The 26,246-nt window shown below is 63.8% G+C and carries 26 protein-coding genes; 9 read left to right on the top strand and 17 right to left on the bottom strand.

All coding sequences use genetic code 11. The features are described 5' to 3' along the window. Positions 1–136: 136 nt before the first annotated feature. Positions 137–697 carry a LuxR C-terminal-related transcriptional regulator gene (locus tag ACSUZJ_RS10595; RefSeq protein WP_499415881.1) on the top strand — a complete coding sequence of 187 codons (561 nt, stop codon included), beginning with the start codon at positions 137–139 and terminating at the stop codon, positions 695–697. A gap of 61 nt (positions 698–758) precedes the next feature. Here the strand turns inward: ACSUZJ_RS10595 and ACSUZJ_RS10590 are convergent, their stop codons facing one another. The 6 genes from ACSUZJ_RS10590 to ACSUZJ_RS10565 all read right to left on the bottom strand — a co-directional run bounded on the left by ACSUZJ_RS10590 (position 759) and on the right by ACSUZJ_RS10565 (position 4,480). After that, positions 759–1,397, bottom strand: a complete 639-nt coding sequence (locus tag ACSUZJ_RS10590; protein ID WP_499415879.1) for a DUF799 domain-containing protein — start codon at positions 1,395–1,397, stop codon at positions 759–761. Further along, positions 1,394–1,747, bottom strand: coding sequence for a DUF4810 domain-containing protein (locus ACSUZJ_RS10585; protein ID WP_499415877.1), 354 nt, complete (start codon positions 1,745–1,747; stop codon positions 1,394–1,396). The genes ACSUZJ_RS10590 and ACSUZJ_RS10585 overlap by 4 nt, the downstream gene beginning before the upstream one ends. Further along, positions 1,744–2,082, bottom strand: a complete 339-nt coding sequence (locus ACSUZJ_RS10580) for a hypothetical protein (protein ID WP_499415875.1) — start codon at positions 2,080–2,082, stop codon at positions 1,744–1,746. The genes ACSUZJ_RS10585 and ACSUZJ_RS10580 overlap by 4 nt, the downstream gene beginning before the upstream one ends. After that, positions 2,082–3,071: a CsgG/HfaB family protein gene (locus tag ACSUZJ_RS10575; protein WP_499415873.1), complete on the bottom strand. Its 990-nt coding sequence runs from the start codon at positions 3,069–3,071 to the stop codon at positions 2,082–2,084. Before ACSUZJ_RS10575 ends, ACSUZJ_RS10580 begins: the two co-directional genes overlap by 1 nt. Before the next feature lie 111 nt (positions 3,072–3,182). Then, positions 3,183–3,602 carry an acyl-CoA thioesterase gene (locus tag ACSUZJ_RS10570; RefSeq protein ID WP_499415871.1) on the bottom strand — a complete coding sequence of 140 codons (420 nt, stop codon included), beginning with the start codon at positions 3,600–3,602 and terminating at the stop codon, positions 3,183–3,185. Positions 3,603–3,703: 101 nt separating this feature from the next. Further along, the gene (locus ACSUZJ_RS10565) at positions 3,704–4,480 is read right to left on the bottom strand and encodes an SDR family oxidoreductase (RefSeq protein WP_499415868.1); all 777 of its coding nucleotides are present in this window, start codon (positions 4,478–4,480) and stop codon (positions 3,704–3,706) included. 177 nt (positions 4,481–4,657) lie between these two features. Here ACSUZJ_RS10565 and ACSUZJ_RS10560 point away from each other — a divergent pair, with 177 nt between their 5' ends. Beyond that, positions 4,658–6,334, top strand: coding sequence for an electron transfer flavoprotein-ubiquinone oxidoreductase (locus tag ACSUZJ_RS10560; protein ID WP_499415866.1), 1,677 nt, complete (start codon positions 4,658–4,660; stop codon positions 6,332–6,334). A gap of 174 nt (positions 6,335–6,508) precedes the next feature. On the opposite strand, the gene ACSUZJ_RS10555 is transcribed toward ACSUZJ_RS10560, so the two are convergent. After that, positions 6,509–7,831, bottom strand: a complete 1,323-nt coding sequence (locus ACSUZJ_RS10555; protein ID WP_499416505.1) for an IS4 family transposase — start codon at positions 7,829–7,831, stop codon at positions 6,509–6,511. A 319-nt stretch (positions 7,832–8,150) separates the two neighbouring features. On the opposite strand from ACSUZJ_RS10555, the gene ACSUZJ_RS10550 reads away from it, so the two are divergent. Next, positions 8,151–9,371, top strand: a complete 1,221-nt coding sequence (locus ACSUZJ_RS10550; protein ID WP_499415864.1) for a porin — start codon at positions 8,151–8,153, stop codon at positions 9,369–9,371. A 157-nt stretch (positions 9,372–9,528) separates the two neighbouring features. Here ACSUZJ_RS10550 and ACSUZJ_RS10545 read toward each other — a convergent pair whose 3' ends face one another. The 7 genes from ACSUZJ_RS10545 to ACSUZJ_RS10515 all read right to left on the bottom strand — a co-directional run bounded on the left by ACSUZJ_RS10545 (position 9,529) and on the right by ACSUZJ_RS10515 (position 14,754). Continuing rightward, entirely contained in the window at positions 9,529–9,936 is a 408-nt protein-coding gene (locus ACSUZJ_RS10545) for a hypothetical protein (protein WP_499415862.1), read from the bottom strand. 71 nt (positions 9,937–10,007) lie between these two features. Next, a complete protein-coding gene (locus tag ACSUZJ_RS10540) occupies positions 10,008–10,994 on the bottom strand; it encodes a hybrid sensor histidine kinase/response regulator (RefSeq protein WP_499415860.1) in 987 nt (328 codons plus the stop codon). Positions 10,995–11,032: 38 nt separating this feature from the next. Then, the gene (locus ACSUZJ_RS10535) at positions 11,033–12,391 is read right to left on the bottom strand and encodes a GAF domain-containing protein (protein WP_499415858.1); all 1,359 of its coding nucleotides are present in this window, start codon (positions 12,389–12,391) and stop codon (positions 11,033–11,035) included. Positions 12,392–12,631: 240 nt separating this feature from the next. After that, positions 12,632–13,093, bottom strand: coding sequence for a metallophosphoesterase family protein (locus tag ACSUZJ_RS10530; protein WP_499415856.1), 462 nt, complete (start codon positions 13,091–13,093; stop codon positions 12,632–12,634). A gap of 19 nt (positions 13,094–13,112) precedes the next feature. Further along, positions 13,113–13,403, bottom strand: coding sequence for a DUF378 domain-containing protein (locus ACSUZJ_RS10525; RefSeq protein WP_488690400.1), 291 nt, complete (start codon positions 13,401–13,403; stop codon positions 13,113–13,115). Positions 13,404–13,513: 110 nt separating this feature from the next. Further along, positions 13,514–14,155, bottom strand: a complete 642-nt coding sequence (locus ACSUZJ_RS10520; protein WP_499415854.1) for a YcbK family protein — start codon at positions 14,153–14,155, stop codon at positions 13,514–13,516. Positions 14,156–14,226: 71 nt separating this feature from the next. Beyond that, positions 14,227–14,754: a GNAT family N-acetyltransferase gene (locus ACSUZJ_RS10515; protein WP_499415852.1), complete on the bottom strand. Its 528-nt coding sequence runs from the start codon at positions 14,752–14,754 to the stop codon at positions 14,227–14,229. A 244-nt stretch (positions 14,755–14,998) separates the two neighbouring features. On the opposite strand from ACSUZJ_RS10515, the gene ACSUZJ_RS10510 reads away from it, so the two are divergent. Both ACSUZJ_RS10510 and ACSUZJ_RS10505 read left to right on the top strand, forming a co-directional pair. Further along, complete coding sequence (locus ACSUZJ_RS10510) at positions 14,999–16,012, top strand: sulfate ABC transporter substrate-binding protein (RefSeq protein WP_499415850.1); 1,014 nt, start codon at positions 14,999–15,001, stop codon at positions 16,010–16,012. Between the two features lie 245 nt (positions 16,013–16,257). Further along, a complete protein-coding gene (locus ACSUZJ_RS10505) occupies positions 16,258–17,226 on the top strand; it encodes a serine hydrolase (RefSeq protein WP_499415848.1) in 969 nt (322 codons plus the stop codon). Positions 17,227–17,356: 130 nt separating this feature from the next. Here the strand turns inward: ACSUZJ_RS10505 and ACSUZJ_RS10500 are convergent, their stop codons facing one another. Then, on the bottom strand, positions 17,357–18,613 hold the full coding sequence (locus ACSUZJ_RS10500; protein WP_499415846.1) for an MFS transporter: 1,257 nt from the start codon (positions 18,611–18,613) through the stop codon (positions 17,357–17,359). A gap of 254 nt (positions 18,614–18,867) precedes the next feature. Here ACSUZJ_RS10500 and ACSUZJ_RS10495 point away from each other — a divergent pair, with 254 nt between their 5' ends. Then, on the top strand, positions 18,868–20,430 hold the full coding sequence (locus ACSUZJ_RS10495; RefSeq protein WP_499415844.1) for a phytoene desaturase family protein: 1,563 nt from the start codon (positions 18,868–18,870) through the stop codon (positions 20,428–20,430). A 29-nt stretch (positions 20,431–20,459) separates the two neighbouring features. On the opposite strand, the gene ACSUZJ_RS10490 is transcribed toward ACSUZJ_RS10495, so the two are convergent. Further along, positions 20,460–20,822 (bottom strand): hypothetical protein, encoded by a 363-nt coding sequence (locus ACSUZJ_RS10490; RefSeq protein ID WP_499415842.1) that lies wholly within the window; start codon positions 20,820–20,822, stop codon positions 20,460–20,462. Positions 20,823–20,931: 109 nt separating this feature from the next. Further along, entirely contained in the window at positions 20,932–23,769 is a 2,838-nt protein-coding gene (locus ACSUZJ_RS10485) for a M16 family metallopeptidase (protein WP_499415840.1), read from the bottom strand. A 169-nt stretch (positions 23,770–23,938) separates the two neighbouring features. On the opposite strand from ACSUZJ_RS10485, the gene ACSUZJ_RS10480 reads away from it, so the two are divergent. The 3 genes from ACSUZJ_RS10480 to ACSUZJ_RS10470 all read left to right on the top strand — a co-directional run bounded on the left by ACSUZJ_RS10480 (position 23,939) and on the right by ACSUZJ_RS10470 (position 26,231). Then, positions 23,939–24,370, top strand: coding sequence for a DUF2231 domain-containing protein (locus ACSUZJ_RS10480; protein WP_499415838.1), 432 nt, complete (start codon positions 23,939–23,941; stop codon positions 24,368–24,370). Then, positions 24,367–25,659, top strand: coding sequence for a PQQ-dependent sugar dehydrogenase (locus ACSUZJ_RS10475; protein ID WP_499415836.1), 1,293 nt, complete (start codon positions 24,367–24,369; stop codon positions 25,657–25,659). The genes ACSUZJ_RS10480 and ACSUZJ_RS10475 overlap by 4 nt, the downstream gene beginning before the upstream one ends. A 425-nt stretch (positions 25,660–26,084) precedes the next feature. Beyond that, complete coding sequence (locus ACSUZJ_RS10470; RefSeq protein ID WP_499415834.1) at positions 26,085–26,231, top strand: hypothetical protein; 147 nt, start codon at positions 26,085–26,087, stop codon at positions 26,229–26,231. Positions 26,232–26,246 lie beyond the last annotated feature (15 nt).

Genomic DNA, 26,246 nt, shown 5'->3' with positions numbered 1-26,246 from the left:
AAGTTAAGCAAACGCTCTTTATGTACTGCAGAGTACAGAAACCAGCATAGAATACGCTTTCCGAAAGCACAATACCGTAGAAATACCGGCCCGCGCCACCCCCGCTTTTACCTTGCATTCTGTCGACCTGCATCAGATGAATTCATCATACGCCATTGATTACGAAATGATTTTCCAGCATGCGCCGGTCGGCATGTGCATTTCGGTGAACCGTGTGATCCAGTCCTGCAATGCGGCCCTGGCCGCGATGTTCGGCTACGAGCGCGGCCAGCTCGACGGCCAGTCCTTCGCGGTGCTCTACCCGACGATGGACGAATTCCTGCGCACCGGGGACCGCATCGTGCCGATCATGAATGCGCGCGGACGCTATTCCGATGAGCGCATCATGCGCCGCGGCGACGGCGAGCTGTTCTGGTGCCACGTGACCGGGCGCGCGCTGAACGCCGCCGAGCCGCTCGGCGCAGGCGTCTGGACCTTCGAGGACGTGAGCGAAAAGCGCCCCGTGACGGCGGAGCTGACCCCGCGCGAGCGTGAGATCGCGGCGCTGCTGGTGGAAGGCAAGACCAGCAAGGTGATCGCGCGCGAGACCGACCTCAGCCCGCGCACGGTGGAGATGCACCGGGCCAAACTGATGCGCAAGTTTTCGGCCTCAACCTCGTCGGAACTGGTCCACAAGCTGGTCGGCGTGGCGCGCTGAAGGCTGTCGTCCCCCGGGCCTGGGGTTGCCCGTGCCGGGGTGGGCGGCACGGGATGGGGACTTACTTTGCAGTGAGATAGGGACCGTTCGGAATCGCGGTCGGGCCGAGCACGAACACGTCGTAGTTGGCGCCGCGCGCGAGCGGCATGTAGTTCGGCTTGGCGCGTTCGATCGCGGCGGAGACGGCTGCCGCGATCAGGTTCGCCAGCGGGTGGCCGGTGTTCTGCTGCTGCGGGCTGTACACCATGCGCTTGTTGGCGCGCCACAGCTCCGTGCCATCCTTGCCGACCAGCCGATAATCGAAGTCCACGGTCACGCTGGTCGACAGCACCACGTACTTCGCATCCCACTGGTTGATGGTCACATACAGGACCGCGTCGGCGCCGAACATGCGGGCAAGCTGCTCGGGCGGCTGCTGATGGATCTGGTCGCCCTCGTACATCCCCTCCTGTTCCAGCACCGTCTTCACCGTGTGCACCGGGAACACGTAGAAGCCCTTCTCCGCCAGCGGCACGGTCAGCGTCGTCAGCAGGTAGTTGGGCGCGTCGACGTCGACCGACTTGTTCGCCGCCGGCACCACCAGAATCGAACGCGGCTTGGCCGCCTCGAAGGCACTCAGGTCGGTCTTGGCAACGTTCGTGGCGCAACCGGTCAGCAGCGCAGCCGCCGCCAGTGTCATCAGGGTCAGCAGGCGTTTCACGATTGGGCTCCCTTCTTCGCTTCGAGGTTCTTGATCATGGCGTCCATGACGACCGCGCTTTCCGGCCACAGCTCGCGTTCGCGGCGGAAGTTGGACAGTGCGCCATCCTTGTCGCCGGCCTGCAGCAGCATCGTGCCCAGATCCGCATGCAAGCCTGGAGCGACACGTTGACCGCCTTTTTCCAGCGCGCCGATGTGAGCGGCCAATGCCTGCATGTTCTTCGGCACGCCGGCCGGGTCCTTGTACGACTCGTACAGCAGGGCATCGTAGCCGCCCCAGTCGTAGAGGCCACGGTTGGTGGCGCAGGCGGTCAGGCCCAGCAGCGCCGCAAGAATGATGATCTTCTTCATTGGTCGGTTCCATGCAGGTTGAAAGTGCGCGACACGCCGTCGGCAATGTAGAATTTCTCGGAGACGAGCACCTTCTGGCCGGCTTGCACGGTCAACTGGTGAGTACCCGGCAGGACGCGCAGTGCAGCCTTGCCTTCGGCAAAGTCGCCCACACGGCCCATGTCGAGGCCGTCGACAAGCACGCGCGCATCATCGCCGGCATCGCCGATGCGGAACGAGATCTGCGGCCGCTGGTCGACCACGCCCTGCTTTTCGGTCGGATACGAGACACAGGCAGCCAGGGCGGCCAATGCCAGCGCGGCAAGCGCGCGTTTGATAATCATGCCGTTACCCATTACTGCGCTCCTTTCTCACGGACGGTCAACTGGTCGAGCGCGTGGCCCTGCAACGAACCACTGACGACGCTGGCGCTGGCGCCTTCGTTCACGTCGGTGTCGCCGAACAGGCTCTCGACCCGAATTTGCGCCACTTCCTTGCCCGGCAGCGTGATGTCGAAACCGGTTTGCGGAGACTTGACCTTCTGGCCAATGGTCTGCACCGAGAACACCATGCCCGGCGCCAAGCCTTGCGACTTGCCGCCGGCGATGAAGTATTTGCCCTGCTCCGCGCCGATCAGCGAGGTCTGCCACGGCCGGCGTTGCAGCTCGGTGCTCAGACGGTTGACGACTTCCGAGATCGCCTGGCGGATCGAAGCATCATTCAGGGTGCCGTCGTAGGAAGCCTGCGAGCCGAAGCCGAAGGTCGTAGCCGATTCGGTCGACGACTCACCGGCGCCCGAGGCGGCGAAAAAGCTCTGGCCCGTCTTCACGTCGACCAAGCGCAGGTCGATCTTGGCGAATGCCACCTGTTTCTTGCTGTTGGAGACAAAACCTGACTGACCGACGGTCTTGCGGCCGAATTCGCTGAGCGAACCCATGATGAGGGCGTCGACGCCGACCAGGTCCTGCTTGGCGCCGGTGAGATTGGCTTCCTGCTGCACCTTCGCGATGTCGGTGCGCTCGAGGACAACGTAGGCGCCGGATTCGGTCAGGGCCTTGGCCAGCATGTCGGAAACCTGCTTGCCGACCGGATCGCCGGCGTCGTCGCGCAGCAGCGAACGGCCGTAGTTGGTCTCGTTCGAAACACGGCCGATGGCAATCTTGCGTTTCAGCGTGGGCCGCGCAGCGGCCTGTGCGACAGCCTGCTGTGCCTGCTTTTGCTGGGCCGTGGAATGAGGAGCTTCGACCTGTGCCACCGGCGGCGCCTGAGTGGCGCAGCCAGCGAGCACCGCGATTGCGGAGATGGCCACCGCGGCTTGCGCCGGGCAGCGGGAGAGTCGTGCCATGAGTTTTCCCTAGTGTTAGTGTGGCGACCGTTTTTTCAAGTAATGCAAGTCTGACACGTTAACACTGGTTACCTACTAGAAATCTCTCCAAAATTCACAGTGAAGAAATTTTCAGTCCGCCGGCAACAGCCCCCGGATCTCATCCGGCAGCGGCACCGATTTCTCGGCCGCGAAATCGACCCAGACGATCTTGGCCGCGCCTTGCGCGTGCAGGTCGCCGGCCTGGCCGTCGGCGCCGACCAGGCGGATCTCGTGCGTGACCTCGAAACTCGAGCGCCCCGGCGGGCCGACCCAGGACGTGACCTCGATCTCGGCCGGGTACTTCAGCTGCTTGAGGAAGGAGCACTGGGCATTGATCAGGACCGGCCCGGTGCGGGTCGGATCGGGCAAGGCACCCACCTGTTCGAGCCAGGCGATGCGCGCCGTTTCGATGTAGCGAAAATAAACCGTATTGTTGACATGGCCCATCGCGTCCATGTCGCCCCAGCGGACCGGCATCCGCATCGTGTGTACCAACTTCCTGTTGCTCATAATCCTGCTGTCGAGTGTTGCCACTTCGGTGAAGACAATAAAAAAGGCGCCGTCGCCGGCGCCGCCTGCCGCAAGGGGCGCATCTTACAGCCTATTACGAGCTATTGCGCCGTCATGCCGTCGTCGGCCGTGATGATGGCGCCGTTGATGAAGTGCGCCTCGTCGGCCGCGAGCAGGAGCAGCAGGCCGTCGAGGTCTTCGGGCTTGCCGGGGCGCTTGCGCGGCAGCAGTTCGATCAGCTTCTTGCCCTGCTCGGTCTCGAAGTATTCCTCGTTCATCTCGGTCGAGATGTAGCCGGGGCAGATGGCGTTGACGTTGATGCCGTACTTGCCCCACTCCACCGCCATGGCCTTGGTCATCTGGACCACGGCGGCCTTGCTCATGCAGTACACGCCGATCTGCGGCAGCACGCGCAGGCCCGCGACCGAGGCGATGTTGACGATGCGGTGCTGCTTGCGCGGGTCGCCCTTGGCGCGCTGGATCATGCGCCTGGCGGCCTGCTGGGCGACGAAGAAGGCGCCGCGCAGGTTGGTGTCCATGATGTACTGGTAATCGTCCTCCGTGACGTCGAGCAGGCGCTGGGTGCTCTGCACACCCGAGTTGTTGACCAGGATGTCGATCGGGCCGGCCTCGGTTTCGGCGTGGGCGATGGCGGACTTGATGCTCGCCAGGTCGGTCACGTCGAGCGCGACCACGTGGGCGGCGCCGCCGTCGGCCTCGATCTCGGCGCGCAATTCCTTCAGGCGCTCGATGCGGCGCGAGGCCAGCACGACCTGGGCGCCGGCGCCGGCCAGCGCTTTCGCGAAGCGTGCCCCGAGGCCGCTCGAGGCCCCGGTGACCATGGCAATCTTCCCTTCGTAATTGACTTCGATGCCCACATTGACTCCTGTACTGGTGTGCTGCGCTACGGATGACTGCGAAGGCGTAATCATGTCACAGATTGCCAGTATTAGATTGCCACATCTAATATTCGCCCTAAAATGCCGGGTCAAGTTGCAAACGGCCTGAAAAACCCGCACACTCGTGCTTAAATTTTTTTAACCCATTAGAAGACCATGACAGAGCCTAACAACATCCTCGAACAATACGGCCCGCGCGAAGCAATGGAGTACGACGTCGTCATCGTCGGCGGCGGGCCTGCCGGCCTGTCGGCGGCGATTCGTCTGAAGCAGCTCGCCAGCGAAAAAGGCCAGGAAGTCTCGGTCTGCGTGCTCGAGAAAGGCGGCGAACTGGGCGCCCACATCCTGTCGGGCGCGGTCATGGACCCGATCGCCATCAACGAGCTGTTCCCGAACTGGAAGGAACTCGGCGCGCCGCTGAATACCCCGGTCACGGAAGACCAGGTCCTGTTCCTGACCGAGACCAAGTCCTACGCGACGCCGTCGTTCATGGTGCCGAAGTCGCTCACCAACCACGGCAACTACATCGTCTCGCTGGCGAACGTCGTGCGCTGGCTGGGCCAGCAGGCGGAAAGCCTGGGCGTGGAAGTCTTCCCCGGCTTCCCGGCGGCCGAAGTGCTGTACAACGAGGACGGCTCGGTCAAGGGTGTCGCCACCGGCAACATGGGCGTGAAACGCGACGGACAGCCGGGCCCGGACTTCCAGCTCGGCATGGAGCTGCACGCGAAATACACCTTCTTCGCCGAAGGCTCGCGCGGCCACCTGGGCAAGCAGCTGATCGCCAAGTATGACCTGAACAAGGGCAAGGACCCGCAGACCTACGGCATCGGCATCAAGGAACTGTGGGAAATCGACCCGGCCAAGCACAAGCCGGGCCTGGTGATCCACACCGCCGGCTGGCCGCTGCCTTCGGACACCTATGGCGGTTCTTTCCTCTACCACCTGGAGAACAACCAGGTCGCGGTCGGCTACGTGGTCGGCCTGGCCTACCAGAACCCCTACCTGTCGCCCTACGAGGAATTCCAGCGTTACAAGACGCATCCGGCGATCCGCGGCTACTTCGAAGGCGGCAAGCGCATCTCGTATGGCGCGCGCGCCATCACGGCCGGCGGTTTGCAATCCCTGCCGAAGACCGTGTTCCCGGGCGGCGCCCTGATCGGCTGCGACGCCGGCTTCCTGAACGTGTCGCGCATCAAGGGCAGCCACGGCGCGATCAAGACCGGCATGCTGGCCGCGGAATCGGCCTTTGCCGCGCTGGCGGCGGGCCGCCAGCACGACGAATTGAGCAGCTACCCGGAAGCCTTCAAACAGTCCTGGCTGCACGAGGAACTGCACGTGGCGCGCAACTTCAAGCCGTGGATGAGCAAGGGCCTGTATCTCGGCACCATCATGACCGGCATCGACCAGATCCTGTTCAAGGGCAAGGCCCCGTGGACGCTGCGTCACAAGCATGCCGACCACGAGTGCCTGCGCCCTGCCTCGGACTTCAAGCCCATCGTCTATCCGAAGCCGGACGGCAAGCTCACGTTTGATCGCCTGTCCTCGGTGTTCATCTCGAACACGAACCACGCGGAAGACCAGCCGATCCACCTGACGCTGAAGAACCCGACGATTCCGGTCGAGGTCAACCTGGCCAAATACGCCGGCCCCGAGCAGCGCTACTGCCCTGCCGGCGTGTACGAGTTCGTGAAGACGGACGAAGGCCAGGACCGCCTGCAGATCAATGCCCAGAACTGCGTGCACTGCAAGACCTGCGACATCAAGGACCCGACCCAGAACATCGTCTGGGTCACGCCGGAAGGCGGCGGCGGACCGAACTATCCGAACATGTAAGACGGTTCGCGTAATCGAAAACAGCCCGCTTTGGCGGGCTGTTTTTGTTTTGGGGTGACGGTTGCTGGAGATGGCCAGGTGAATCGGGACACGAAAGACCGCGTGGGCGCAAGTGCCACCCTACAAAACCTGGTTTCTCGCAGGATGGGCTCTTGAGCCAGTCCTTTAAAGGTGTCAGCTGACGGACCCTGCCTTGAGCACACGCGCCGTCGATACGTGACGGCGCTTTTCTGCAGCTGACACAGTAGTTTTCTCCTTCGGTTTTTTGGGGGCACTGGGGTTCTTGCGCAGCGCCTTGAGCCGTGCATGGACGGCGATTTCCAGCAGGAGGCAGCTTAGCTGCGGGGCGTCGATGGCATCGTAAGGCGCCCAGGCGTCTGCCGTTGTCGCCAGCATCATGCCTGCATAGCAGCTTCTCACTTCGAGCGCGACATAAAATGGCGACAGCTCGATGCCGCTGTCACGTAAATGATGCGCCGCCGAGACGGCTGCCTGGATGACGCTGAGGATGTTGTAGGCCATGACGGCGATGCCGAAAGCGAGCAAGGCCGCGCGCGGATGACCAAGCGTCTTCACTTCGCTGTGCAAAACAGATTCGAGGCGTTGGAACAGCGTCTCGATTTTCCAGCGCTGCCGATAGAGACGCGCTATTGCAGGAGCCTCGAATTCCTGGCTGGGCAGATTCGTCAGGATCCGGATGACTTTCTCTCCACTGTCGGTCTCCCCGTTCAGGCGCAGTTCAATACGCCGCAGCGCGATCGTTTCCCCGGCTTCCCCCTCAAACTCGACTGTCTGCTCGAACACGACTCCCGTTTCCACAATCCCTTGAGAAGACAGATCGCCGAGCGTAGCTGGATTCGGCGTGCTGCTGTGCTCACGCACGATGAAATGGCAGCCGCGGCGGCTCCATTCGCCCAGGATGGCACGTGTGCTAAAAGCGCGATCGGCGATCCATAGCTCGCCCGGCATGGCGCGTTTGAGCAACGACGTCATCACCGCCCGTTCCTGTGTATAAGCGTCTTCGCACGGCTCGATATCGATGACCAGTTTCCGGTCCGGATCGTAGACGACCAAGGAGTGGCCCGGCAGAGGTGCGCCGCCAAAACCCCGCAATGGCTTGAGCCGCTTCTCGGTCGCTGCCAGGTGGCTGCCGTCGACGATCCGTACTCGGTATCCCGGCACTGTGAGCGGCTCGTCTATGATCATCGGCGCCAGCACCGCGTCCAGGCGCGTTGCGCTTTCGGTGACCAGGGCACGCACCAGATTTGGCTCGGTATGGTTGATCTTGTCGTACAGTGCCTGCACCGACACGCCTAAGTCTGGGCACTCTCGCGCAGCAGCATGCAGCGATGGACGTAACCCAACTGCTACCAGCGACATCAGGTCTACTGTCGTCGAGAACAGCAACTCCCTTTCATATTGCTTGCCGCGCTTGCCGTTAAATAATTTGTCGAGCCAAGCCGGCTCCAATGCATGCTGGAGCGCCAGTCGTGTCATCACCGTGACTGGACTTCCCTTGGCGCAGTGCGCTATCACCTCGTTCATCAACATGGCACATTCCTCCTGTACCACTTGGACGGAATCTGCAGATAATAGTGCCACGCTATTGCGATTGCTTCAGGGAAGCCCACCTTTAAAGGACTGGCTCTTGAGCCCACGCAGTACGGCGCCTGCTTATTCGCGCAATCGCAGCCAGCCGCCACCTTGACATATGTTGGTCATACACAACAATAGTTTCAGTAAATACATTTTGAGAAGCGAATGAATTTCCTCTATGGGATAATTCACGTCTGCAATTTTCACCAACTTTATCCGAATGCCAAGTCTCTCTCCTGGCCAGCGCCCGCTGCGCCATGCCCTGCTCTGCACCGCCCTCGCCGCCGTCTTCGCTCCCGCCACTGCCCAGACTGTTCCTTACCTGATGACCCGCATGGCCCAGTTGCCCGAGTACGCCCGCGGCGCCGACGCCGTGCGCATCTACGGCACCGTGGACATGGGCGCGATGTACGCGACCACCGACCACGCGCCCGGCCGCTGGCAGGCGCAAAGCGGCGGCATCTACAGCTCCAAGCTGGGCCTGTACGCCTCGGAAGACCTGGGCGGCGGCCTGAAGGCGGAGATCAAGCTCGAAGCCGGCTTCAATGCCGACAACGGCACCCAGCAGGCCAGCGCCCTGTTCAACCGCGAATCCTGGATCGGCCTGCGTTCGCGCACCTGGGGCACGGTCCGCGTCGGCAACCAGATCAATGCGATGCTGCCGCTGCTGATCGATCCCTTCATGCTGGTGAACACCAACTCGGTCTACACCTGGATCGGCGGCGGCGCCATGCAGACGCCGCGCGGCGTCGGCGCCAACACCGATCTCGGTCCGGGCGCCGGCACGCTCCCGGTGCGGGTACCGAAGTCGATCACCTATGCCACCCCAGGCGCCCTGGGTCCGGTGTCGGCCCAGCTCATCTACGCCGCCAATGCTTCGGGCGCCAACGCGCCCAAGGTCGGCACGCGCGGCGGCGTGGTCTCCTACAACCGCGGCCCCTTCTACCTGGCCGCAAGCCTGATCCAGACCTGGAGCAGCCCGGTGCTGGTCACCGCCGGCCTGCCCCTGCAGGGCGTGCGCACCGACATCCCGTCGGCCGGCGCGATCTTCGACAACGGCAAGCTGGTGCTGTCGACCTCGTACGCGCGCATGAAGCCGAAGACGGCGCAGGCCGGCGAGGCCTCGCTCGTGACGCTGGGCGCGATCCTGCCCGACGGACGCCTGACCTGGCGCGCCTCGGCCGTCTACCGCGACACCGAACGGGCGCGCGACAATGCCGGACGCCTGGCCGATTCCTCGGCCCTCGGCCTGATGCTGGGTGTGGACTACGACCTGTCGCGCCGCACCGCGCTGTACGCGCGCGCGGGCTCGGTACGCAACTTCGGCGCCTCGACCATCATCCTCAACAGCGTCCCCTTGCCGCTGGTGGCGGGCAGCGCGATGCCGCAGACGGGGATCGAGACGCGGACCTTCTCGGTGGGGATGTACCACCATTTCTGACGGCTGTTCGGGAGCTGCCGGGCCGGCAGCGGCAGGTGCGTCGTAGGGTGGGCGCCCCGTGCCCACCGGTTCAGCATACGTTTGCAAAATCGGTGGGCACAGGGCGCCCACCCTACGGGTTAAATTTCTGACCGTGGGGTTCGGAGCGTTACTTCAGTTAGTACATCATCCGCCGGCCATGCGAGCCGAAGCGGTGACCGACCACCAGCGTCGTGCTGGCGACCAGGCTCGACAATCCAATGATGAGCTGGACCAGCTTGTCGGCCGGCAGCAGCCAGTACTGCCCAGGCGGCGGCTCGGCGCCCGTGGCGGCGACGATCAGGGGCGCGATCCAGCTTGCATCGGGCTCGACGTCGAGCACGACCGCGTCCTCGGCCGTCTGCATGTAGACGTTGCCGCCTTCGGCCAGCGTGAAGCAGATGCCGTAGCCGGTTTCCTGTGGCCCGATCAGCTCCTGCATCGCCCGGTTGTGCTCGTCGATCCAGAGTTCGACATCCTGCGGCGTTTCGAGGTGGATCCAGGGACGGGGACGGAAGCGCGGCGGATTTTCGGTAGGAGCGGTCATGACATGCGTTAGGAATACGTAAGGGCGTATGCTAAGGCATTTCCGAGCGATCGTGTGTGCAAGGTCCCCGGTCAGGCCATTTCCGGCAGGCTCGCCAGCAACTGCTCGACCGCATCGATATGGGCAGGCTTGGTCAGGTGGTGATCGAAACCCGCCCGCCTCGCCCTGGCCAGGTCGTGCTCGGCGCCCCAGCCGGTCAGGGCGACCAGCATCGGATGGGCGTAGCCGGGCATCCTGCGCACCCTGCTGGCGACCTCGTAGCCGTCCAGGCCTGGCATGCCGATGTCGAGGAAGACGACTTCGGGATCGAGCGCCTGGATCATCTCCAGGGCCTGGTAGCCGTCGTTCGCGACGTCGACGACATGCCGGCGGGCGCGGAGCAGGTCGGCCATGCTTTGCGCGGCGTCCGCATTGTCGTCGACGACCAGGATCTTCACGGGCTTCTCGCCCGGCTGCGCCAGGCTCGCCGGGCGTTCGCCGGGGAATGGTTCGATCCGGGGCGCATCGGCGAGCAGGGGCAGGCGGATCGTGAAGGTGCTGCCCTGGCCTTCGCCCGGGCTCTGCGCCGTCACCGCGCCGCCGTGCATCTGCACCAGGCGATTGACCAGCGCCAGTCCGATACCGAGTCCACCCTGCGCCCTTGGTAGGCTGCGCTCGACCTGCACGAACATCTCGAAGATGGTTTGCAGGGCCTGGGCTGGAATCCCGATTCCCGTGTCGCTGACGGCAATCAGGACGTCGCGGTCGTCGCGCCGCACCTCCAGGCGGATGCGTCCGCGCGCCGGCGTATATTTGGCGGCGTTGCTCAGCAGGTTGCTCACGACCTGCGCCAGGCGGGTGGCGTCGGCGTCGACCACCAGCGCCTCCTCGGGCAGGGCCAGCTCCAGCACATGATGCCCGGCGTCGATCAGGGGCAGGCTCGCTTCCACGGCGCTGGCCACGACAGGCCCGAGATCGAGCCTGTCGGTCTTCAGGTCGATCTTGCCGCTGTCGATGCGCGCCACGTCGAGCAGGTCGTCGATCAGGTGGACCATGTGGTCGACCTGGCGCGACATCATGCTTTGCACCCTGGCCGCGGCGGGCGTACTGCTTCCCGTCAGGCGTAGAACCTCGAGCCCGTTGTCTCGGCAAGCTGCGCGGCGAAACGGCGGATTTCCTCTTCCGCCTGCTTCTGCCGGGTGATATCGAGGAGGACACCCGGCAGGATCGTGGGCACGCCCTCGGTGCTGTATTGCACCTTGCCGCGCGCGATGACGTGACGATACCCGCCATCGTCCGTACGCAGGCGATACGTTGCCTCGAAAGGCTCGGCGCTGGCAATGGCATGGCGGACGCGCTCATGGACGGCATCGACGTCGTCCGGGTGAATCGTGGCGCGGCACAGCGCGTCATGATCCACGCTCCCGCTGGCGGCGGGAAGGTGGAAGAAGCGTCTGAAGTTGCGGTCGCCCGTGACCTGCCTGCGCGGGATGTCGAACACCCATGTGGCCACTTCGCCGGCGGCGAGCGTTGCCTCGAGGCGCATGCGGGCGTCGTAGAGGGCCCGTTCGGCGGCCTGGCGCTCCTGCGCTTCCTGGTGCCGCTCGAGCACCAGGGCCGCCGTATGCACGAGCACCTGCATCGCCTTCGTTTCAAGTTCAGTGGGTGTCCACACTTGGCCATAATAAAAGGCAAAGGTTCCGAGAACCTCGCCTTTAGAGGAAAGGATGGGATGCGACCAGCACGAGCGCAGTCCATGCGTGGCGGCCAGTTCGCGAAATGGCTCCCACGACGGATCCGTTGCGATGTCCCTTGCGAAAACCGGCACTTTCGAGTGCGCGGCCGTGCCGCAACACCCCACCGCCGGTCCGATCTCCGTGCCGTCGACTGCATCGTTGTACGCCTGGGGAAGCGATGGGGCCGCCCCCGTACGCAGCCGCGAGCCGGAAGCGTCGAGGAGCAGCACCGATGCGCGCATCGCCCCCGCAACGTAGGATTCCGCCGTAAGGACCAGGGTCGAAAGCATGTCCTCGAGCGGGGCGCCTGCGACCGCCTGTTCGAGCGCTCGCTTCTGTCCTTCCGAAAACATTTCCGCCCGCCGGCGCTCGTCAACCAGCTCCTGCAAGGCCGTGATGTCGCGCGATCCGGAAAGAAAGCCCTGTAACTGTCCATGCCCGTCATGGATCGGCGTCACCCGCACATCCCACCATTTCGGCGTCCCCTTGGCGGTCGGGCAAAAGGCGACAAACTGGCCGAGCTCTCCGCCACGCGCTTTCGCCAGCGCCGCATGCAGCGCGGCATGCGCCTCGTCTGGCCACAGTTCAGGCCAGGACATGCCGCAGACGCGGTCGAAATCGTCGATTTCCATGGCGCAGCGGCCGTTGTAGTTCATCGACTGGAGTCTCCCGTCGAGATCGAGGACCTTGGCGCAGTCGGGACTGCTTTCGAACAAAAGCTCAACTGAGAGTGGAATCATGGAACGCACGGGAATGGCTGGAACAGCATTCCACTTACTGGACTTTCAACATAGGGCAAGAGACAGCCTGCACTGGGGACGCCGGACGCAGCGGCCGATCCCTGCCAGGCCCTGGAGGATGCACGGACGGACCCGACGTTCGTCAGGATCCTCTCGTGAGGTCAGCAATTGTAAGCGACAGGACTGCCGGATGACGCACGGCTTGGACCGGGCGCTGGCGTGCGGCCCTGACAACGCGCGCTACGGCGCCACCAGGGTCACGATCCGTGGCCGCACGGCTGCGCCATCGAGCACCAGCTCGCCACAGGAGATGGGAAGACTGAAGCGGCGCCGACCCGCGCTGCCGGGATTGATGTAGAGAACGCCCGCCCGCTCGCTGCAGGCGGGCCGGTGCGAGTGGCCGGACACGACCACCCGCACACCGGCGCCGACCGGGTCGATGTCGATCTCCTTCAGGTCGTGGATCGCGTACAGCGATACCGGACCGAAGTGCAGCAAGGCGGTCGCGGGCAGGTCCCGGGCCCAGGCCTCGCGGTCGTTGTTGCCGCGCACGACAGTCAGGGGCGCGAGCTCGGCCAGGCGCTCGAGGATGCCCGGATTGCCGATGTCGCCGCCGTGGACGATGTGGTCGCAGCCGGCCAGGAAGTCCAGCGCTTCCGGACGCAGCAGGCCGTGGGTATCGGAAATCAGGCCGATGCGCAAGCTGCCCGTCCGTTCCCGCTCAATGGCGCTTGGCCGTGGCCATCTTCGCCGTCGTATAGATCGAGTACAGCGCAGCCAGGCCGACCACCACGTAGACCAGGCGGGTTGCCGGGCTGCCCGGGCCGAAGATGGTGGCGACGATGTCGACATCGAACAGGCCGACCATGGCCCAGTTCAGGCCGCCAATGATCAGGAGTGCCATTGCAAGGTAATCGAGTGCCGACATGGCCGAACGGCGGCCTTCGCGCAGGGCGAGGCGGCGTTCGGGGCTGGTCCGACGATCCATCGTGGGTGCATTCATCGTTGCCATCGTTCTCTCCTTCCGTGAGCTGATTTCGGTGTTCCGGCGTGTACATTGCCGGCCCGGCCCTTCGACAGCAAAAACCCGTGCAAGTTGGCGGCCCCTACCGCGCCTCGGACTTACCCTTTCCAGGTACGGTTGAGCCCGGTGTCGGCATGGATCCAGCCGCCCTTGGGACCGGAACGATAATAATACCCGACTCCGCCCGTACGGAAGCTGCGCACGAGTCCGCCCAGGACTTCCTCTGTCAGGCTGGAAATCCGGATGTCGGCGGCCTTGCCCGTCATGTGCAGCGACTTGCGCGCGGCCGGCACGCCGGCTTCGATCAGGCGCGCGTTCGAGGCCGGGGTGCGGTAGCCCGACAGGATCTCGAGCGGCTGCTCGAGGCCGTAGCGGGCGATGAAGGCCTGGGTGCTCCAGAGGATTTCCAGCAGCTTCGGATCGATCGGCGCGGTTTCCTTGCCGTTGACGTCGCGCAGCAGATGGCAGAGCTGCTGGTAGGCCGAGTCGATCACCTCGCCATCCTTCCAGTACAGCACTTTCGCCTTCTCGCCGCTGGCGGGTCGGGTCACGCTCAGGGTACGCGGCTTGACCCAGAAGTCGAGGTCGAGCAACTGGGCGTCGAACAGGTCGGGCGGGGGAGTCAGGTCGGCCGGCGCAGCCTGCGGCGCGGCGAGGACATTGCTGGACAAGGTGGGGCCCAGCACGCCGAGGGCGGACAGGCGCATGCCTTGTTGGAGGAATTCTCTGCGGGAAGACATAAGGTACTCATCTATGCGAAGTTGCGTACTATAACTTAACAACTTCGCACAAAAAAGCCCTTACTTGTTGCTTATTGGTTGCAATTGCAAAAACGCCTGCTCTGGGCAGTCGTGCCGCAAGCCGGATCGGCTTCCAGCGACTTCCACATCAGGTTGCAATCGAGGCCGAAGCAGGACTGGTCCATGCCGGAATTGGTATAGCCATGGCGCTCGAAGAACAGCGCGGCGCTCTCGGGGCTGTGCAGGAAAAGCTTGCGGATGCTCCAGGCGCGGGCCTGCTCTTCGATTGCCGCCAGCAGGGCGCGGCCGACGCCGAGGCGCAGGGCGTCGGGCTGGACATAGCACAGCGCGAGCTTGCCGGCCTGGGTCAGCAGCGCCAGGCCCAGCAGCTGGCCGTCCTGCTCGGCGACAATGGCGTGGTTGGTCGGGGAAGCGAACCAGGTGGCGACATTCTCCGGCGTCTTGTTGCCGAGCCAGGCATCGAGGACGTCGGGACGGCCGCGGTGATCCTGCTCGCAGCCCTGCTCGATCGAGCGGCGCAACAGGGCGCAGGCGGAAGGCGCGTCGGCCGGTGCTGCTTTGCGAATGTCGATACCCATACTTCTGACCCAGTGATTCGTGACTTGTTCCTGCTGCTCTCGAGCGCGCTATCCGGTTGGGGTAGCGCATGACCGGACTATACACCGAAAGCGCCGTTCTCTGCCGGACACCATGCATACCCGGGCCGGGTCCGGAGCCGTTCATCGGCCAGCTTCTAAGCATATGACAAAAGTATTCTTCCGTTCTGCCCCGAAATTAAGGAACATGCACACTGTCTTCATAGCATACAAAAAGCGAGAACATATGCCGAACCAACCCTTCCTGCCCCTGCGCCGCTGGATCCTCGCGCTCGCCGTCGGCGCCGCCCTGCCCCTCTCGGCAAGCGCCGCCAATGTCGAGCTGCTGAACGTGTCCTACGACGTGGCGCGCGAATTGTACAAGGACGTCAACCCGGCCTTCATCGCCGACTACAAGAAAGCCACCGGCGACACCGTCACCATCAAGCAGTCGCACGGCGGCTCGAGCAAGCAGGCGCGCGCCGTCGCAGACGGCCTGGAAGCCTCGGTCGTGACGATGAACCAGGCCAACGACATCGACATGCTGGCCGACCGCGGCCTGGTGGCGAAAGACTGGGCCAAGAAGTTCCCGAACAACGCGGCGCCCTACTACTCGACCATGGTGTTCCTGGTGCGCAAGGGCAACCCGAAAGGCATCAAGAACTGGGACGACCTGGCCAAGCCGGGCGTGCAGGTCGTGATCCCGAACCCTAAGACCGCGGGCAACGGCCGCTACACCTACCTGGCGGCCTGGGGCTCGGTGCTCAAGAAAGGCGGCAACGAAGCCCAGGCGCGCGACCTGGTCGGCCGCATCTTCAAGAACGTGCCCATCCTCGACGCCGGCGGCCGCGCCGCCACCACCACCTTCACCCAGCGCCAGATCGGCGACGCCCTGGTGACCTTCGAAAACGAAGTGAGCATGGTGCGCGCCGAGTTCGGCAACAACTTCGAAGTGGTCTACCCGCAAACCTCGATCCTGGCAGAGTCGCCGGTGGCCGTGGTCGACAAGGTGGTCGACCGCCGCAACCTGCGCAAGCCGGCCACGGCTTACCTGAACTTCCTGTACTCGCCGGCTGGCCAGGAAATCGGCGCCAAGCACTACCTGCGCGTGCGTAACGAAGCCGTGATGAAGAAGTACGCCGCCAACTACAAGCCGATCACCCTGTTCTCGGTGGACGAGCTGTTCGGCGGCTGGCGCAACGCCCAGAAAAAGCACTTCGACGACGGCGGCGAATTCGACAAGATCTACCAGTCGAAATAAGCGCATCGACATATGCGTATTGACGGCCGGAGAGCTTTCTTGCCAGTCTAAAAAGGCCCTGCTACAACGCAGGGTCTTTTTTTTGGAAAATTCCAATACATGAGTCCGGTTTTTGCCTGTGCGCCATAGACAGCCGGAAATGCCAGTGCTATCGTTCAACACTTAGGTAAGCCCTACGCATGACGCGTGAAAGTCGCTGCCGCAACGGCAGCGTGGCCCTGACCCGACTCCACATTTCGACACCCATGATGAAAAAATTGTTCGCTGCCGTCCTGTTGTCGATTTCGTCTGCTGCCGCCTTCGCGGTGCCGTTCGGATCGCAATCGGTCCTGGTGGTGGAAGACGACACCGGCAAGGTTCTGCTGGAAAAGAACCCGACTGCCGTCGTCCCGATTGCCTCGCTGACCAAGCTGATGACCGCGATGGTGATCCTGGACGCGAAGCAGGACATGAATGAACTGATCGAGATCGACCGCAGCGATGTCGACACGCTCAAGCACAGCAGCTCGCGCGTACCGGTCGGCGCCAGCATCCCGCGCGGCGACGTGCTGCAACTGGCCCTGATGTCCTCCGACAACCGCGCCGCCGCCTCGCTGGCCCGCACCTACCCGGGCGGCCTGCCTGCGTTCAAGGTCGCCGTGCGCCGCAAGATTGCCGCGCTGGGCATGAGCAACACCGTGATCGAAGAGCCGACCGGCCTGTCGCCGAACAACCGCTCGACCGCCGCCGACCTGGTCAAGATGGCCAATGCCGCCAGCAAGTACAAGGAAATCACCGACCGCACCACCGATGCCAAGAACCTCATCAGCATCAACAGCCGCGAAGTCGAATTCCACAACACCAACCGCCTGGTCGGCGCCAAGGGCTGGGACATCGGCTTGTCCAAGACCGGCTACATCCAGGAAGCGGGCCGCTGCCTGATCATGAGCATCAAGGCCGGCGGCAAGAACGCGACCATGGTCCTGCTCAACGCCGGCGCCTCGTCGGCCCGCATCATGGACGCGCTGAATATCCGCCGCTTCATCAACGGCAAGGACCCGGTCGTGGCAAGGGCACCGCGCTCGGTCGCCAAGGCGAGCAGCCGCGCACCGCGCATCAAGGCCAGCGCCGGCCGCGTGAAGCTGAAGGCCAAGGCTTCGTCGCGCAGCAAGTCGAAAGTGGTCGTGGCGCCGAAGAAGAAAAAGGCGGTGGTGACGCGCAAGCGCCGCAACTGATCCGGTTCGCGCCCCGCAGCGGGCGCTGGAACCCGAAAGAACAAGGGACTCCCGCGAACACGGCAGTCCCTTTTTGTTTGGCCCGGCGGACATGAGGCGTGCCCTGCCTCGGCCCGCACCCCACTGCGTCTTACCTGCCCACGGGGACGGGCGCCGCCATCAGCGTGAAGCCCTTCAGGGGCAGGCGCAGCGACACGAAGGCCGCGATCACCAGCAGTACGCCGGAGCTGCCGAAGGCGACCCAATGCGTGCCGAAGTGCTCGAAGCCCCAGCCGCCCAGCCAGGAGCTGAGCATGGCGCCGACCTGGTGGCCCAGGTAGGCGGTGCCGTACATGACGCCGACCAGGCGCACGCCGTAGATATCGGCCAGCATGGCCGAGGAAGTGGCGATGCTCCCGGCCCAGACCATGCCGCCGATGGCCGCGGCAATATACAGTTCCCAGTGGGTGCCGACCAGCAGCAGCGCGAAGAAGCCGAGGCCGCGCACTAAGTAGATGGTGCCGAGGATATTACGGCGCGGCAGGCGGTCGGACAGGCGGCCCAGCACCAGCGTGCCGAGGATCGCCACCAGGCCGATCAGGCCGATGCCGTAGGAGCTCGTCATCGCATCGAAGCCGTGGTCCATCAGCATCGGCACGCCATGGGTGCCGAGCAGGTTCATGCTGAAGCCGCAGGCGAACAGGCCGATCACGATCTTCCAGAACGGCGAGGTCCGCACCGCTTCCCCGAACGAGAGGCTGACCGGCGCCGGCTTGCCGCTCGCCGCCTGGGCGCTGACCTGCTCCGGCAGCAGGTCGGTGTGCGCCGGCGCCCCCTCGCGCATGCAGAACAGGGCCGCCGGAATCGTCACCACGGCGAAGATGATCGCGAAGCCGACCAGTGTCGACTGCCAGCCGACCGCATGGATGGCCGAGGCCAGCACCGGCGTCAGGATCGCCATGCCGGCCATGGAACCGGTCGACAGGAAGAACAGCGCCATGCCGCGCTGGCGCGTGAACCAGCGGCTGATGATGGGCGTGAGCGCGACCGGGCTGGTGAAGCCGAGACCAATCGACATCAGCACGCCGAAGGCGAGCAGGAAGCTGACAGGCGTGCGTGCGTTGACCGTCCAGGCAATCGAGATGAAGACGATGGCGGTGCCGAGCAGCAGCACGAAGCGGGTGCCGTAACGCCCGACCAGGTAGCCCGCCAGCGGCATCGCCAGGCCGTAGCACAGCATGCCGATGGCGATGATCGAGGCCAGCAGGCTGCGGGAAAAGCCGAGGTCCTCGACCATGGGCAGGAAGAAGGGGCCGATGCCGAGGCGCATGCCGACGGTCAGGGTGGTCAGGAGGGTGGCGGCGGCGACGATGTTCCAGCCGAAGTACCAGGGTCGATCCAGCGTCATGAGATGGCAGTCATAAAAGTTTTAAGCAAGGTTTCGGCGATGCCGGCCTGAAGCGCCTACTATAACAACACTTCGATTACAGGCAGAAATAAGCTTGTTCCAGAAGCAGGCCAACATCTCGCAACTTATGGCATGCATCGGCACTCGAACTGCATACGCCTATCTGGCGTTGCGCCGATGGGTCATCGGTCCACAACCCGAGGGTCAGCGGAACGAGGTGAAGCCGAGCCGCCTGTGGCGGCATGGGGGATAGCATGTGGGATGCCATCGTCATTGGCTCGGGCATCAGCGGTCTTGCCGCAGCAGGGGCGCTGGGAAAGCTCGGGCGGCGGGTGCTGCTGCTCGAGCAGCATCGGATACCCGGGGGCCAGACGCAAACGTTCCAGCGCGGCGCATGGACGTTCGCAACGGGCGTGCACTACATCGCCGGTGCGGATTGCGACGTCGATTCCGATCAGCGGTTCCGGCGCATGATGGCCGTATTCGGGCATCTGCTCGACTGGTTGAGCGCGGGCCAGGTCGAACTTGCCCCGCTGGCCAACCCCTACGACATCGTGCGCCTGCCTGGACGCGAGTTCGGCATCCCTCACCCGGAGTCCGCCTACCGCAAGGCCTTGCTCGAGCAGTTTCCCGACCACGCCCCGGAAATCGACCACTGGTTCGCGGCCTGCAACAAGGCACGCAGGAAAGCCGTTTCCCTGCTCGCCATGCATTCGCTGCCCCCCTGGGCCGCATTTTGCCTGCACCTGATCGGCGGCGCAGGCATCGCACGCCTGATGCGCCCGACGCTTGGCGACGCACTGTCGAACATCTCGAACGAGCAGCTCAGGGCCATCCTGGGCGCCCGCTGGCCCGTGTATGGCATGCCGCCGGACCGGGCTCCCTTCGTGGAGCACGCGATCGCTACCGGCGCCTATAGTTGCGGCGCCAACTATCCTGTGGGTGGACCGGCCCGTTTCGCCGAAACGCTGCTGCCCCTGGTCGAGGCGGCGGGCGGCGAACTGCGGGTCGGCGCCAATGCAAGCCGTATCCTGTTCGAGCACGGCCGCGCGGCGGGAGTGGTCTATGAACAGGACGGAACGCGCAAGGAGGAACGTGCCGGCCATATCATTGCAGCCATGAGCGCGGCCAGCCTGGTCGATCTTCTTGATGGAGGCATCGCGCCGGACTGGCAACGGGACATACGGGCGCTTCGTCCGGGCCTGTCCTACCTGCTGCTGTTCCTTGGCTTCGAGGGCGACATCGCCGGCGCCGGCGCCAGCTCGGCCAATGTCTGGATCCATGAGAGTAACGACATCGGCCGGGTCTGGAAAGCGCCACAGGACGAGGACGCCCCTACCCTGTTCGTGTCCTTCCAGTCGCTGAAGGACCCGGCATATGAAGGCGGCCCCACCGCTGAGGTGCTGGCGATGGTCGACGGCGCCTTGTTCGCGCAATGGATGAAGAGGGGCGCCCCTTCGCGGGCGCCGGAGTATGTGGCCTTGAAGGCAAGCATCGAAACGCGCATGCTGGCGCAATTCAGCCGGCATTTCCCGCAACTGGCGCCGATGATCCGGTTTCATGAACTGGCGACACCGGTGACGCAATGGCGCTATGTCCGTGCCCCGGCCGGGGCTATCTATGGTCTTGAACCGGGCACAGACCACCTTGCGGGACGGACGCTTCGGGTACAGACGCCGGTGCCGGGTTTACTTCTGGCCGGACAGGATATCTTCGGCCCTGGCATCCCCGGCGCCTTCGATTCCGGGATCTACGCTGCCGCAGCGATAGAACCGTCGTTATGGCGTCAGCTTCTGTTCCCGAAAACGGGCGGGTAGTTTCAATTCCTTGTCGGCAGAGCGCCGGATTACTTCGGAAGCACCACCTGCGGCAAACCGAGTTGCTTGCGGCAGGAATTACGCATCTCGAGTTCCTCGGCATTCGACTGTTCCAGCGTTCCCGGCGGCGCCTTGCCCGGATTGGCCTGCATGTATTTCGCCGCTTTCATGGCGCGCACCTCGAACTTGCTCATGAAGCACTTGCAGTATGCCGGGTATTTGGCATTGCCTTTCAAGTCCGACTCGCCATAGGGGGCCGGAATGGTCAGTCCCTGATCACAGCTCTGCGACACATCGGTGCCCTTATCCGTACGAATCTGGGCGTGTGCGGGCAGAAAGACCAGAAGGAATGCGGCGACGCTCGACGCACGTACCAGGAAGGTCAACTTCATTGTGAGCTCTTTCATAAAAAATAATTCACAAAAATATAGCACAGCCAGATACAAGAAAGACAATCGACGGCGTGACACCGGAAAGGATCGCGCCGTCGACGATACGATATTACCTGGCGATCAGCACCGGCTCATCGAATCCCAGCTCCTGCATCCGCGGCAACTGCGTCTTCGCATCCCCCACCACCAGCCACACCATCTTCGACGGATCGAGATACTTCTGCGACAGGGCCTGCACCCGCGGCAGCGTCATCGCCTTGACGACCTCTTCGCGCTGCTTGACGTAGTCCGCGCGCCAGCCGTACTTGCTGATGTTGTCGAGCATGCCCAGCTTGGCCGCTGCCGTCTCGAAAGCGCGCGCATTACTCTTGACGAGGAAGTTCCTGGTCGTTTCCAGGTCGGCCTTTGTATAGGTCGCAGGATAGTCCTGCAGGACCTGTTTCACCAGTTGGGTCGACTCGAGCGTGACGTTGCTGCGCACGCCGCTGGCGATGGTGAAGGTCCCGGCGCTCTCGCTGCCGGCAAACGAGGAGTTGATGCCGTAGGTGTAGCCCTTCCCTTCGCGCAACTGCTGGGTCAGGCGCGAGGCGAAGCCGCCGCCGCCCAGGATGTAGTTGCTGACGGTGGCCGGGTAGAAGTCCGGATCGGTCGCCGCCAGCGCGCGGTAGCCGATGCGCAGCACCGACTGCTTGGCATCCGGCACGTCGACGAAATAGACCCTGGCAGGCGCCTGGCCGCCCGCCGTCACCGCCGCCGGCAGCTTGACCGGATGCGCCTTCCAGTCGCGGCTCAGCTTGCTCAGCGAACTCGCAATCGCGGCCTTCGGCAAGGCGCCGACCACATGCATGCGGGCGACCGATGGCGACAGGTTGGCGCGGTAGTAGTCCTTCAGGTCGTCGATGGTGATCGCGTTCACGCTTTCCGTCGTGCCCAGGATGTTGCGCGAACGCGGATCGTCCTTGCCGTAGACGAGCTTGCCAAAGTGGATGGCGGCCAGCGCGTTCGGCTCGGCTTCCTGCTGGCGAATCTGGCTCAGCACGCTTTGCTTGATGAGCGCGAACTCCTTTTCGTCCCAGCGCGGCTGCAACAGGATTTCCTCGACCAGGTCCAGGGTCGCCCCGTAATTGCGGGCCAGGGTCGTCACGCTGATGCGCACGTCTTCCATGCGTGCCGAGACATTGACCGTCGCACCCAGTTGCTGGATCGCTTCCTCCAGCTCTTCCGGCGTCTTCTTCGCGGTGCCCTGGGTCATCAGGCGCGCCATCAGGTTGGCGACGCCCACCTTTTCCGGCTTGTCGAGCAGCAGGCCGCCATCGATCGCGATGTCGAACTGCACCAGCGGCACTTCCCTGTTTTCGATGCCGACCACGCGCATGCCGTTGGCCAGCTTCGTGTCCCAGACCTGCGGCACCTTCACGACCGGCGCCGCGCCGTAAGGCGGCTCCTTGCTGCGGTCAAACTTCGACGGGGTCCGCGTGTACTCGGCATTCGCAGTCGGGTCGACCGCGTGCTCGGCGCCCTGCACCACCTTCTCTTCGACGACGTCGGCCTTGCTTGAACCGCTCAGGGCCAGCGCCAGCTTGCCTTTCGGGACGAAACTGGTCGCGACATAGGGCTTGCCCTTGATATAGGTGTCGTACACGCGGCGCACGTCGGCCGGGGTGACGGCGAGTGTCTTCCTGATGCCGTCCTCGATCTGGCCCGGATTGCCGGTCAGGTAGTTGTATTCGGCGAGCAGGGCCGACTTGCCGAGCACGCTGGACATGGAGTTATAGAAGCGCGTCTCGAGGCCCGCCTTGATGCGGTTCAGGTCGCGCTCGGAGATGCCTTCCTTCTCGAACCTGGCGAAGGCCTTGTCGATTCCGACCGCCACCTCGTCGAGCGGCTTGCCTTCGAAGGCGCGCACTTTCAGCATGAACTGGCCGGCCAGTTCGGCGGTCTGGTTGCCCATCTGGACGGCCGGGGCCAGCTTGCCCTCTTCCACCAGCACTTGGTAGAACGGCGCGCGCTTGGTCTCGGACAGGTATTCGGCCAGCACTTCGAGGGCGTACGAATCCGGATGCAGGTCCTCCACGGTGGGCCAGGCCATGGTCAACTCGGGCAGCTTGGCGAAATTGTCCTCGTGGGCCAGCCTGACGGTCTGCTTCACCACGCCGGGACGCTTGGCCATCGCCTCCACCGGCTTGCCGCGCCTGATCTCGCCGAAATACTTCTCGACCCACTTGCGCGCCTGGGCTGGATCGAAGTCGCCCGCGATCACCAGGGTGACGTTGTTCGGCACGTACCACAGGCGGTAGAACTCCTTGACGTCGTCCAGGGTCGCGTTCTGCAGGTCTTCGAGCGAGCCGATCACCTGCCAGTTGTAGGGATGGTTTTCCGGGTACAGGGCCTTGTTGATGACGTAGCGGGTGTGCCCATAGGGTGCGTTGTCCACGCCCTGGCGCTTCTCGTTCTTGACGACCTGTTTTTCCTTCGCCAGCACCGGATCGGTGACGGTGTTGATGAACCAGCCGAGCTTGTCCGCTTCGGCCCAGATCATCTTTTCCAGCGCGTCCTTCGGCACCGTCTGCAGGTAGTTGGTGCGGTCCTGCGAGGTCGAGCCGTTGGCGCCAGAGCCGCCGATGCGCGCGGTCATCTTGTCCAGGCCGCCCTTGCCCAGGTTTTCCGATTCCAGGAACAGCAGGTGTTCGAACAGGTGGGCGAAGCCGGTACGGCCGGCTTTTTCGCGGGACGATCCCACGTGCGCGGTCAGGTTCACGGCCACGACCGGGTCGGAGCGGTCGATGTGGAAGATCACCTCGAGTCCGTTTGGCAGGGTGAACTTCTGGAAGTCCACCTTCAGACCGGCTTGCGGCGCGCTGGGCGCGGCCTTGACGGCATGGGCCGGGGCCAGGAAGGCCGATGAGAGGCAGGCGGCCAGCAGGAGCTTCGAGGGGAGAGTTTTCATGCGATCAGGTCCTTACAGGGAACAATGGGTGCCTGGCACCCCAAGGTTCTGGATAGTATTGCAATTTCCTGATTGCTACAACGTTATAAGCCCGGATCAATTATGCGACAGGACTATTTCATTGCCGATATGATCATGCCAAGAAAAACCACTAACAAGGACGAATGCCATGTCTTCTTCAGCGACGGCCAGTCCGGCCTATCGAAGCCATCCGGGTTCGCTGCACACCACGCTGCTTGCCGGGACCGTTCCCCTGTTTCTGGGCGCACTATTGAGTGACATCGCCTATTACAATTCCTACCAGATCCAGTGGAATAATTTCGCTTCCTGGCTCATCGCCGGCGGCCTGCTGTTTTGCGGCTTGGCCCTGCTTGCTGCCTTGATCAATCTGCTTCGGGCACAGCGCAAGGCGGGACATCCCCTGACCTACTTCCTCCTGTTGTTGGTGACCTTCGTGCTCGGACTGGTCAACGCCTTCGAACATGCAAAGGACGCCTGGGCTTCCATGCCATCCGGCCTGGTCTTGTCGGTCATCGTTACCGTGCTGGCCTGCGCCAGCACCTGGGTGGGATTGCATACGCGTCCGGGAGCGGCGAAATGAAACCATTGAAACTCGTGACCTTGTTGAGCGCGGCGCTGCTGTTGGCGGCATGCGGCGAGAAAGGCGCCAGCACGCAGGCGCGCGGGCCCGATCCCACACTGCCGGAACCGGAACGCGGCCTGCTACCCAGCATGAAGATTGCCGAGCCGGCGGAATGGGGCGATCGCAAACCGGTCGTGCCAAAAGGTTTTACCATCACAGCGATCGCGACCGATCTGCAGATTCCGCGCCAGACCCTGGTCCTGCCGAATGGCGATATCCTGGTCGCGGAAGGCCGCGGCGGCAACGCGGCGAAACTCAAGCCGAAAGACGTGATCGCCGGCTATATCAAGGCGAAAGGCACGACCAAGGCCAAGAGCGGCAATCGCCTGACCCTGCTGCGCGATGCCGACGGCGACGGCCAGTACGAACTCAAGACGGTGTTCGCGGACAACCTGAACGCTCCGTATGGCCTGGCGTTTGCCAATAACAAGCTGTATGTCGCCAACCAGGACGAGCTGGTCAGCTTCGACTACCAGGAAGGCCAGACCAGGGCCGGCGGACCGCCGACCAGCATCGCGAAGCTGCCATCCGAGATCAACCACCACTGGACCAAGGCGATGACGGCCAGCCCCGACGGCCGCTTACTGTACGTCGGCATCGGCTCGAACAGCAACATCACCGAGCGCGGCATGGAAGCCGAAGTCGACCGGGCCATGGTGTGGCAGATCGACGCCGCCACCGGCGCCCACAAGCCGTACGCAACCGGCCTGCGCAACCCGACGGCGCTGGCCATGCACCCCGAAACGAAGCAGTTGTGGGCCGTGGTCAACGAACGCGACGAACTGGGGCCGGACCTGGTGCCGGACTACCTGACCTCGGTGCGCGAAGGCGGCTTCTACGGCTGGCCGTACAGCTACTGGGGCCAGAACGTCGATCCGCGCGTCAAGCCGCAGGATCCGAAAAAGGTCGCCGCCGCCATCAAGCCGGATTACAGCCTGGGCTCGCACGTCGCGGCGCTTGGCGTGTCCTTCTCGGTGCCGGCCATGGGCGCGGCGTATGCCAACGGGGCCTTTGTCGGCGAGCACGGAAGCTGGAACCGCGCCCAACCCGTGGGCTACAAGGTGATCTTCGTGCCCTTCGCCAACGGGCGTCCCGCCGGCGAGCCGGTCGACTTCGTGACCGGCTTCCGCGATGACGACGGCAAGACGCGCGGACGGCCGGTCGGCGTCACCGTCGACCCGCGCGGGGCCCTCATCGTCGCGGACGACCTGTCGAACACCGTGTGGCGGGTGGCTCCGGCTCGCTGAACGATGGACGGTCATCGCGTACACGGTGACCGTCTGGACTTGCCCGTCGAAAGACCAGATCAGGATGGCTGTCGCAGGCTGCAGGCAGGCCGAGTCCAGCGTGCGTAAACGGTTCGTCCGCATCCTCCAGCAAGCGCTCTCTACTGTTCGGCCAGGCGATGCAATCCACTTGCCCAATGCGTTGGCCTCCCGGCATCTCGCCAGGACGGTGCTCGCCGGCGGCGCCGGCGTCGACTCCACACTCGCAGCCCAGCAGCCTGAATCGAAAACTTTACAATCTGCGACTGAAAACTTTACAGTCTTCTTTGGCCAGCCCTGTCTCGAATTCCTAAGTCTCTGGTTTTAAACCAGATTCTTTTAATGGCACGCCGCTTGCTACCTTCTCTGTCAACGCCGCTTGGGCATACGCACTCGAGGAGGACATCATGAAGTACGCTAACATCAACCGTTCGGCAAAACGTCGTGCTCCCGCAGGCAAGCTCAATGCCCCCGCACTGCTCGGCCTGGGCCTGCTTGGGGTCACCCCGCTCGTGTTTTACGGCTCGCTGTTGTTGCTTTTCCTTCGCAACTGAGCTGCAGTGGGCATG

The sequence above is a fragment of the Telluria sp. B2 genome (assembly GCF_051789535.1).
Lineage (GTDB): Bacteria > Pseudomonadota > Gammaproteobacteria > Burkholderiales > Burkholderiaceae_D > Telluria.
Note: the sequence above shows the minus strand (reverse complement) of the source record. Positions and strands in the feature narration are given on the sequence as shown.

What these genes read in the sequence shown, in the direction of transcription:
- ACSUZJ_RS10560 (WP_499415866.1), top strand. Translation starts at nt 4,658, where the DNA reads ATGACAGAGCCTAACAACATCCTCGAACAATACGGCCCGCGCGAAGCA.
- ACSUZJ_RS10550 (WP_499415864.1), top strand. Translation starts at nt 8,151, where the DNA reads ATGCCAAGTCTCTCTCCTGGCCAGCGCCCGCTGCGCCATGCCCTGCTC.
- ACSUZJ_RS10595 (WP_499415881.1), top strand. Translation starts at nt 137, where the DNA reads ATGAATTCATCATACGCCATTGATTACGAAATGATTTTCCAGCATGCG.
- ACSUZJ_RS10535 (WP_499415858.1), bottom strand. Translation starts at nt 12,391, where the DNA reads ATGATTCCACTCTCAGTTGAGCTTTTGTTCGAAAGCAGTCCCGACTGC.
- ACSUZJ_RS10500 (WP_499415846.1), bottom strand. Translation starts at nt 18,613, where the DNA reads ATGACGCTGGATCGACCCTGGTACTTCGGCTGGAACATCGTCGCCGCC.
- ACSUZJ_RS10480 (WP_499415838.1), top strand. Translation starts at nt 23,939, where the DNA reads ATGTCTTCTTCAGCGACGGCCAGTCCGGCCTATCGAAGCCATCCGGGT.
- ACSUZJ_RS10485 (WP_499415840.1), bottom strand. Translation starts at nt 23,769, where the DNA reads ATGAAAACTCTCCCCTCGAAGCTCCTGCTGGCCGCCTGCCTCTCATCG.
- ACSUZJ_RS10505 (WP_499415848.1), top strand. Translation starts at nt 16,258, where the DNA reads ATGATGAAAAAATTGTTCGCTGCCGTCCTGTTGTCGATTTCGTCTGCT.
- ACSUZJ_RS10490 (WP_499415842.1), bottom strand. Translation starts at nt 20,822, where the DNA reads ATGAAGTTGACCTTCCTGGTACGTGCGTCGAGCGTCGCCGCATTCCTT.
- ACSUZJ_RS10555 (WP_499416505.1), bottom strand. Translation starts at nt 7,831, where the DNA reads ATGACACGACTGGCGCTCCAGCATGCATTGGAGCCGGCTTGGCTCGAC.
- ACSUZJ_RS10545 (WP_499415862.1), bottom strand. Translation starts at nt 9,936, where the DNA reads ATGACCGCTCCTACCGAAAATCCGCCGCGCTTCCGTCCCCGTCCCTGG.
- ACSUZJ_RS10580 (WP_499415875.1), bottom strand. Translation starts at nt 2,082, where the DNA reads ATGGGTAACGGCATGATTATCAAACGCGCGCTTGCCGCGCTGGCATTG.
- ACSUZJ_RS10525 (WP_488690400.1), bottom strand. Translation starts at nt 13,403, where the DNA reads ATGGCAACGATGAATGCACCCACGATGGATCGTCGGACCAGCCCCGAA.
- ACSUZJ_RS10570 (WP_499415871.1), bottom strand. Translation starts at nt 3,602, where the DNA reads ATGAGCAACAGGAAGTTGGTACACACGATGCGGATGCCGGTCCGCTGG.
- ACSUZJ_RS10515 (WP_499415852.1), bottom strand. Translation starts at nt 14,754, where the DNA reads ATGGGTATCGACATTCGCAAAGCAGCACCGGCCGACGCGCCTTCCGCC.
- ACSUZJ_RS10470 (WP_499415834.1), top strand. Translation starts at nt 26,085, where the DNA reads ATGAAGTACGCTAACATCAACCGTTCGGCAAAACGTCGTGCTCCCGCA.
- ACSUZJ_RS10520 (WP_499415854.1), bottom strand. Translation starts at nt 14,155, where the DNA reads ATGTCTTCCCGCAGAGAATTCCTCCAACAAGGCATGCGCCTGTCCGCC.
- ACSUZJ_RS10575 (WP_499415873.1), bottom strand. Translation starts at nt 3,071, where the DNA reads ATGGCACGACTCTCCCGCTGCCCGGCGCAAGCCGCGGTGGCCATCTCC.
- ACSUZJ_RS10495 (WP_499415844.1), top strand. Translation starts at nt 18,868, where the DNA reads ATGTGGGATGCCATCGTCATTGGCTCGGGCATCAGCGGTCTTGCCGCA.
- ACSUZJ_RS10540 (WP_499415860.1), bottom strand. Translation starts at nt 10,994, where the DNA reads ATGATGTCGCGCCAGGTCGACCACATGGTCCACCTGATCGACGACCTG.
- ACSUZJ_RS10510 (WP_499415850.1), top strand. Translation starts at nt 14,999, where the DNA reads ATGCCGAACCAACCCTTCCTGCCCCTGCGCCGCTGGATCCTCGCGCTC.
- ACSUZJ_RS10475 (WP_499415836.1), top strand. Translation starts at nt 24,367, where the DNA reads ATGAAACCATTGAAACTCGTGACCTTGTTGAGCGCGGCGCTGCTGTTG.
- ACSUZJ_RS10585 (WP_499415877.1), bottom strand. Translation starts at nt 1,747, where the DNA reads ATGAAGAAGATCATCATTCTTGCGGCGCTGCTGGGCCTGACCGCCTGC.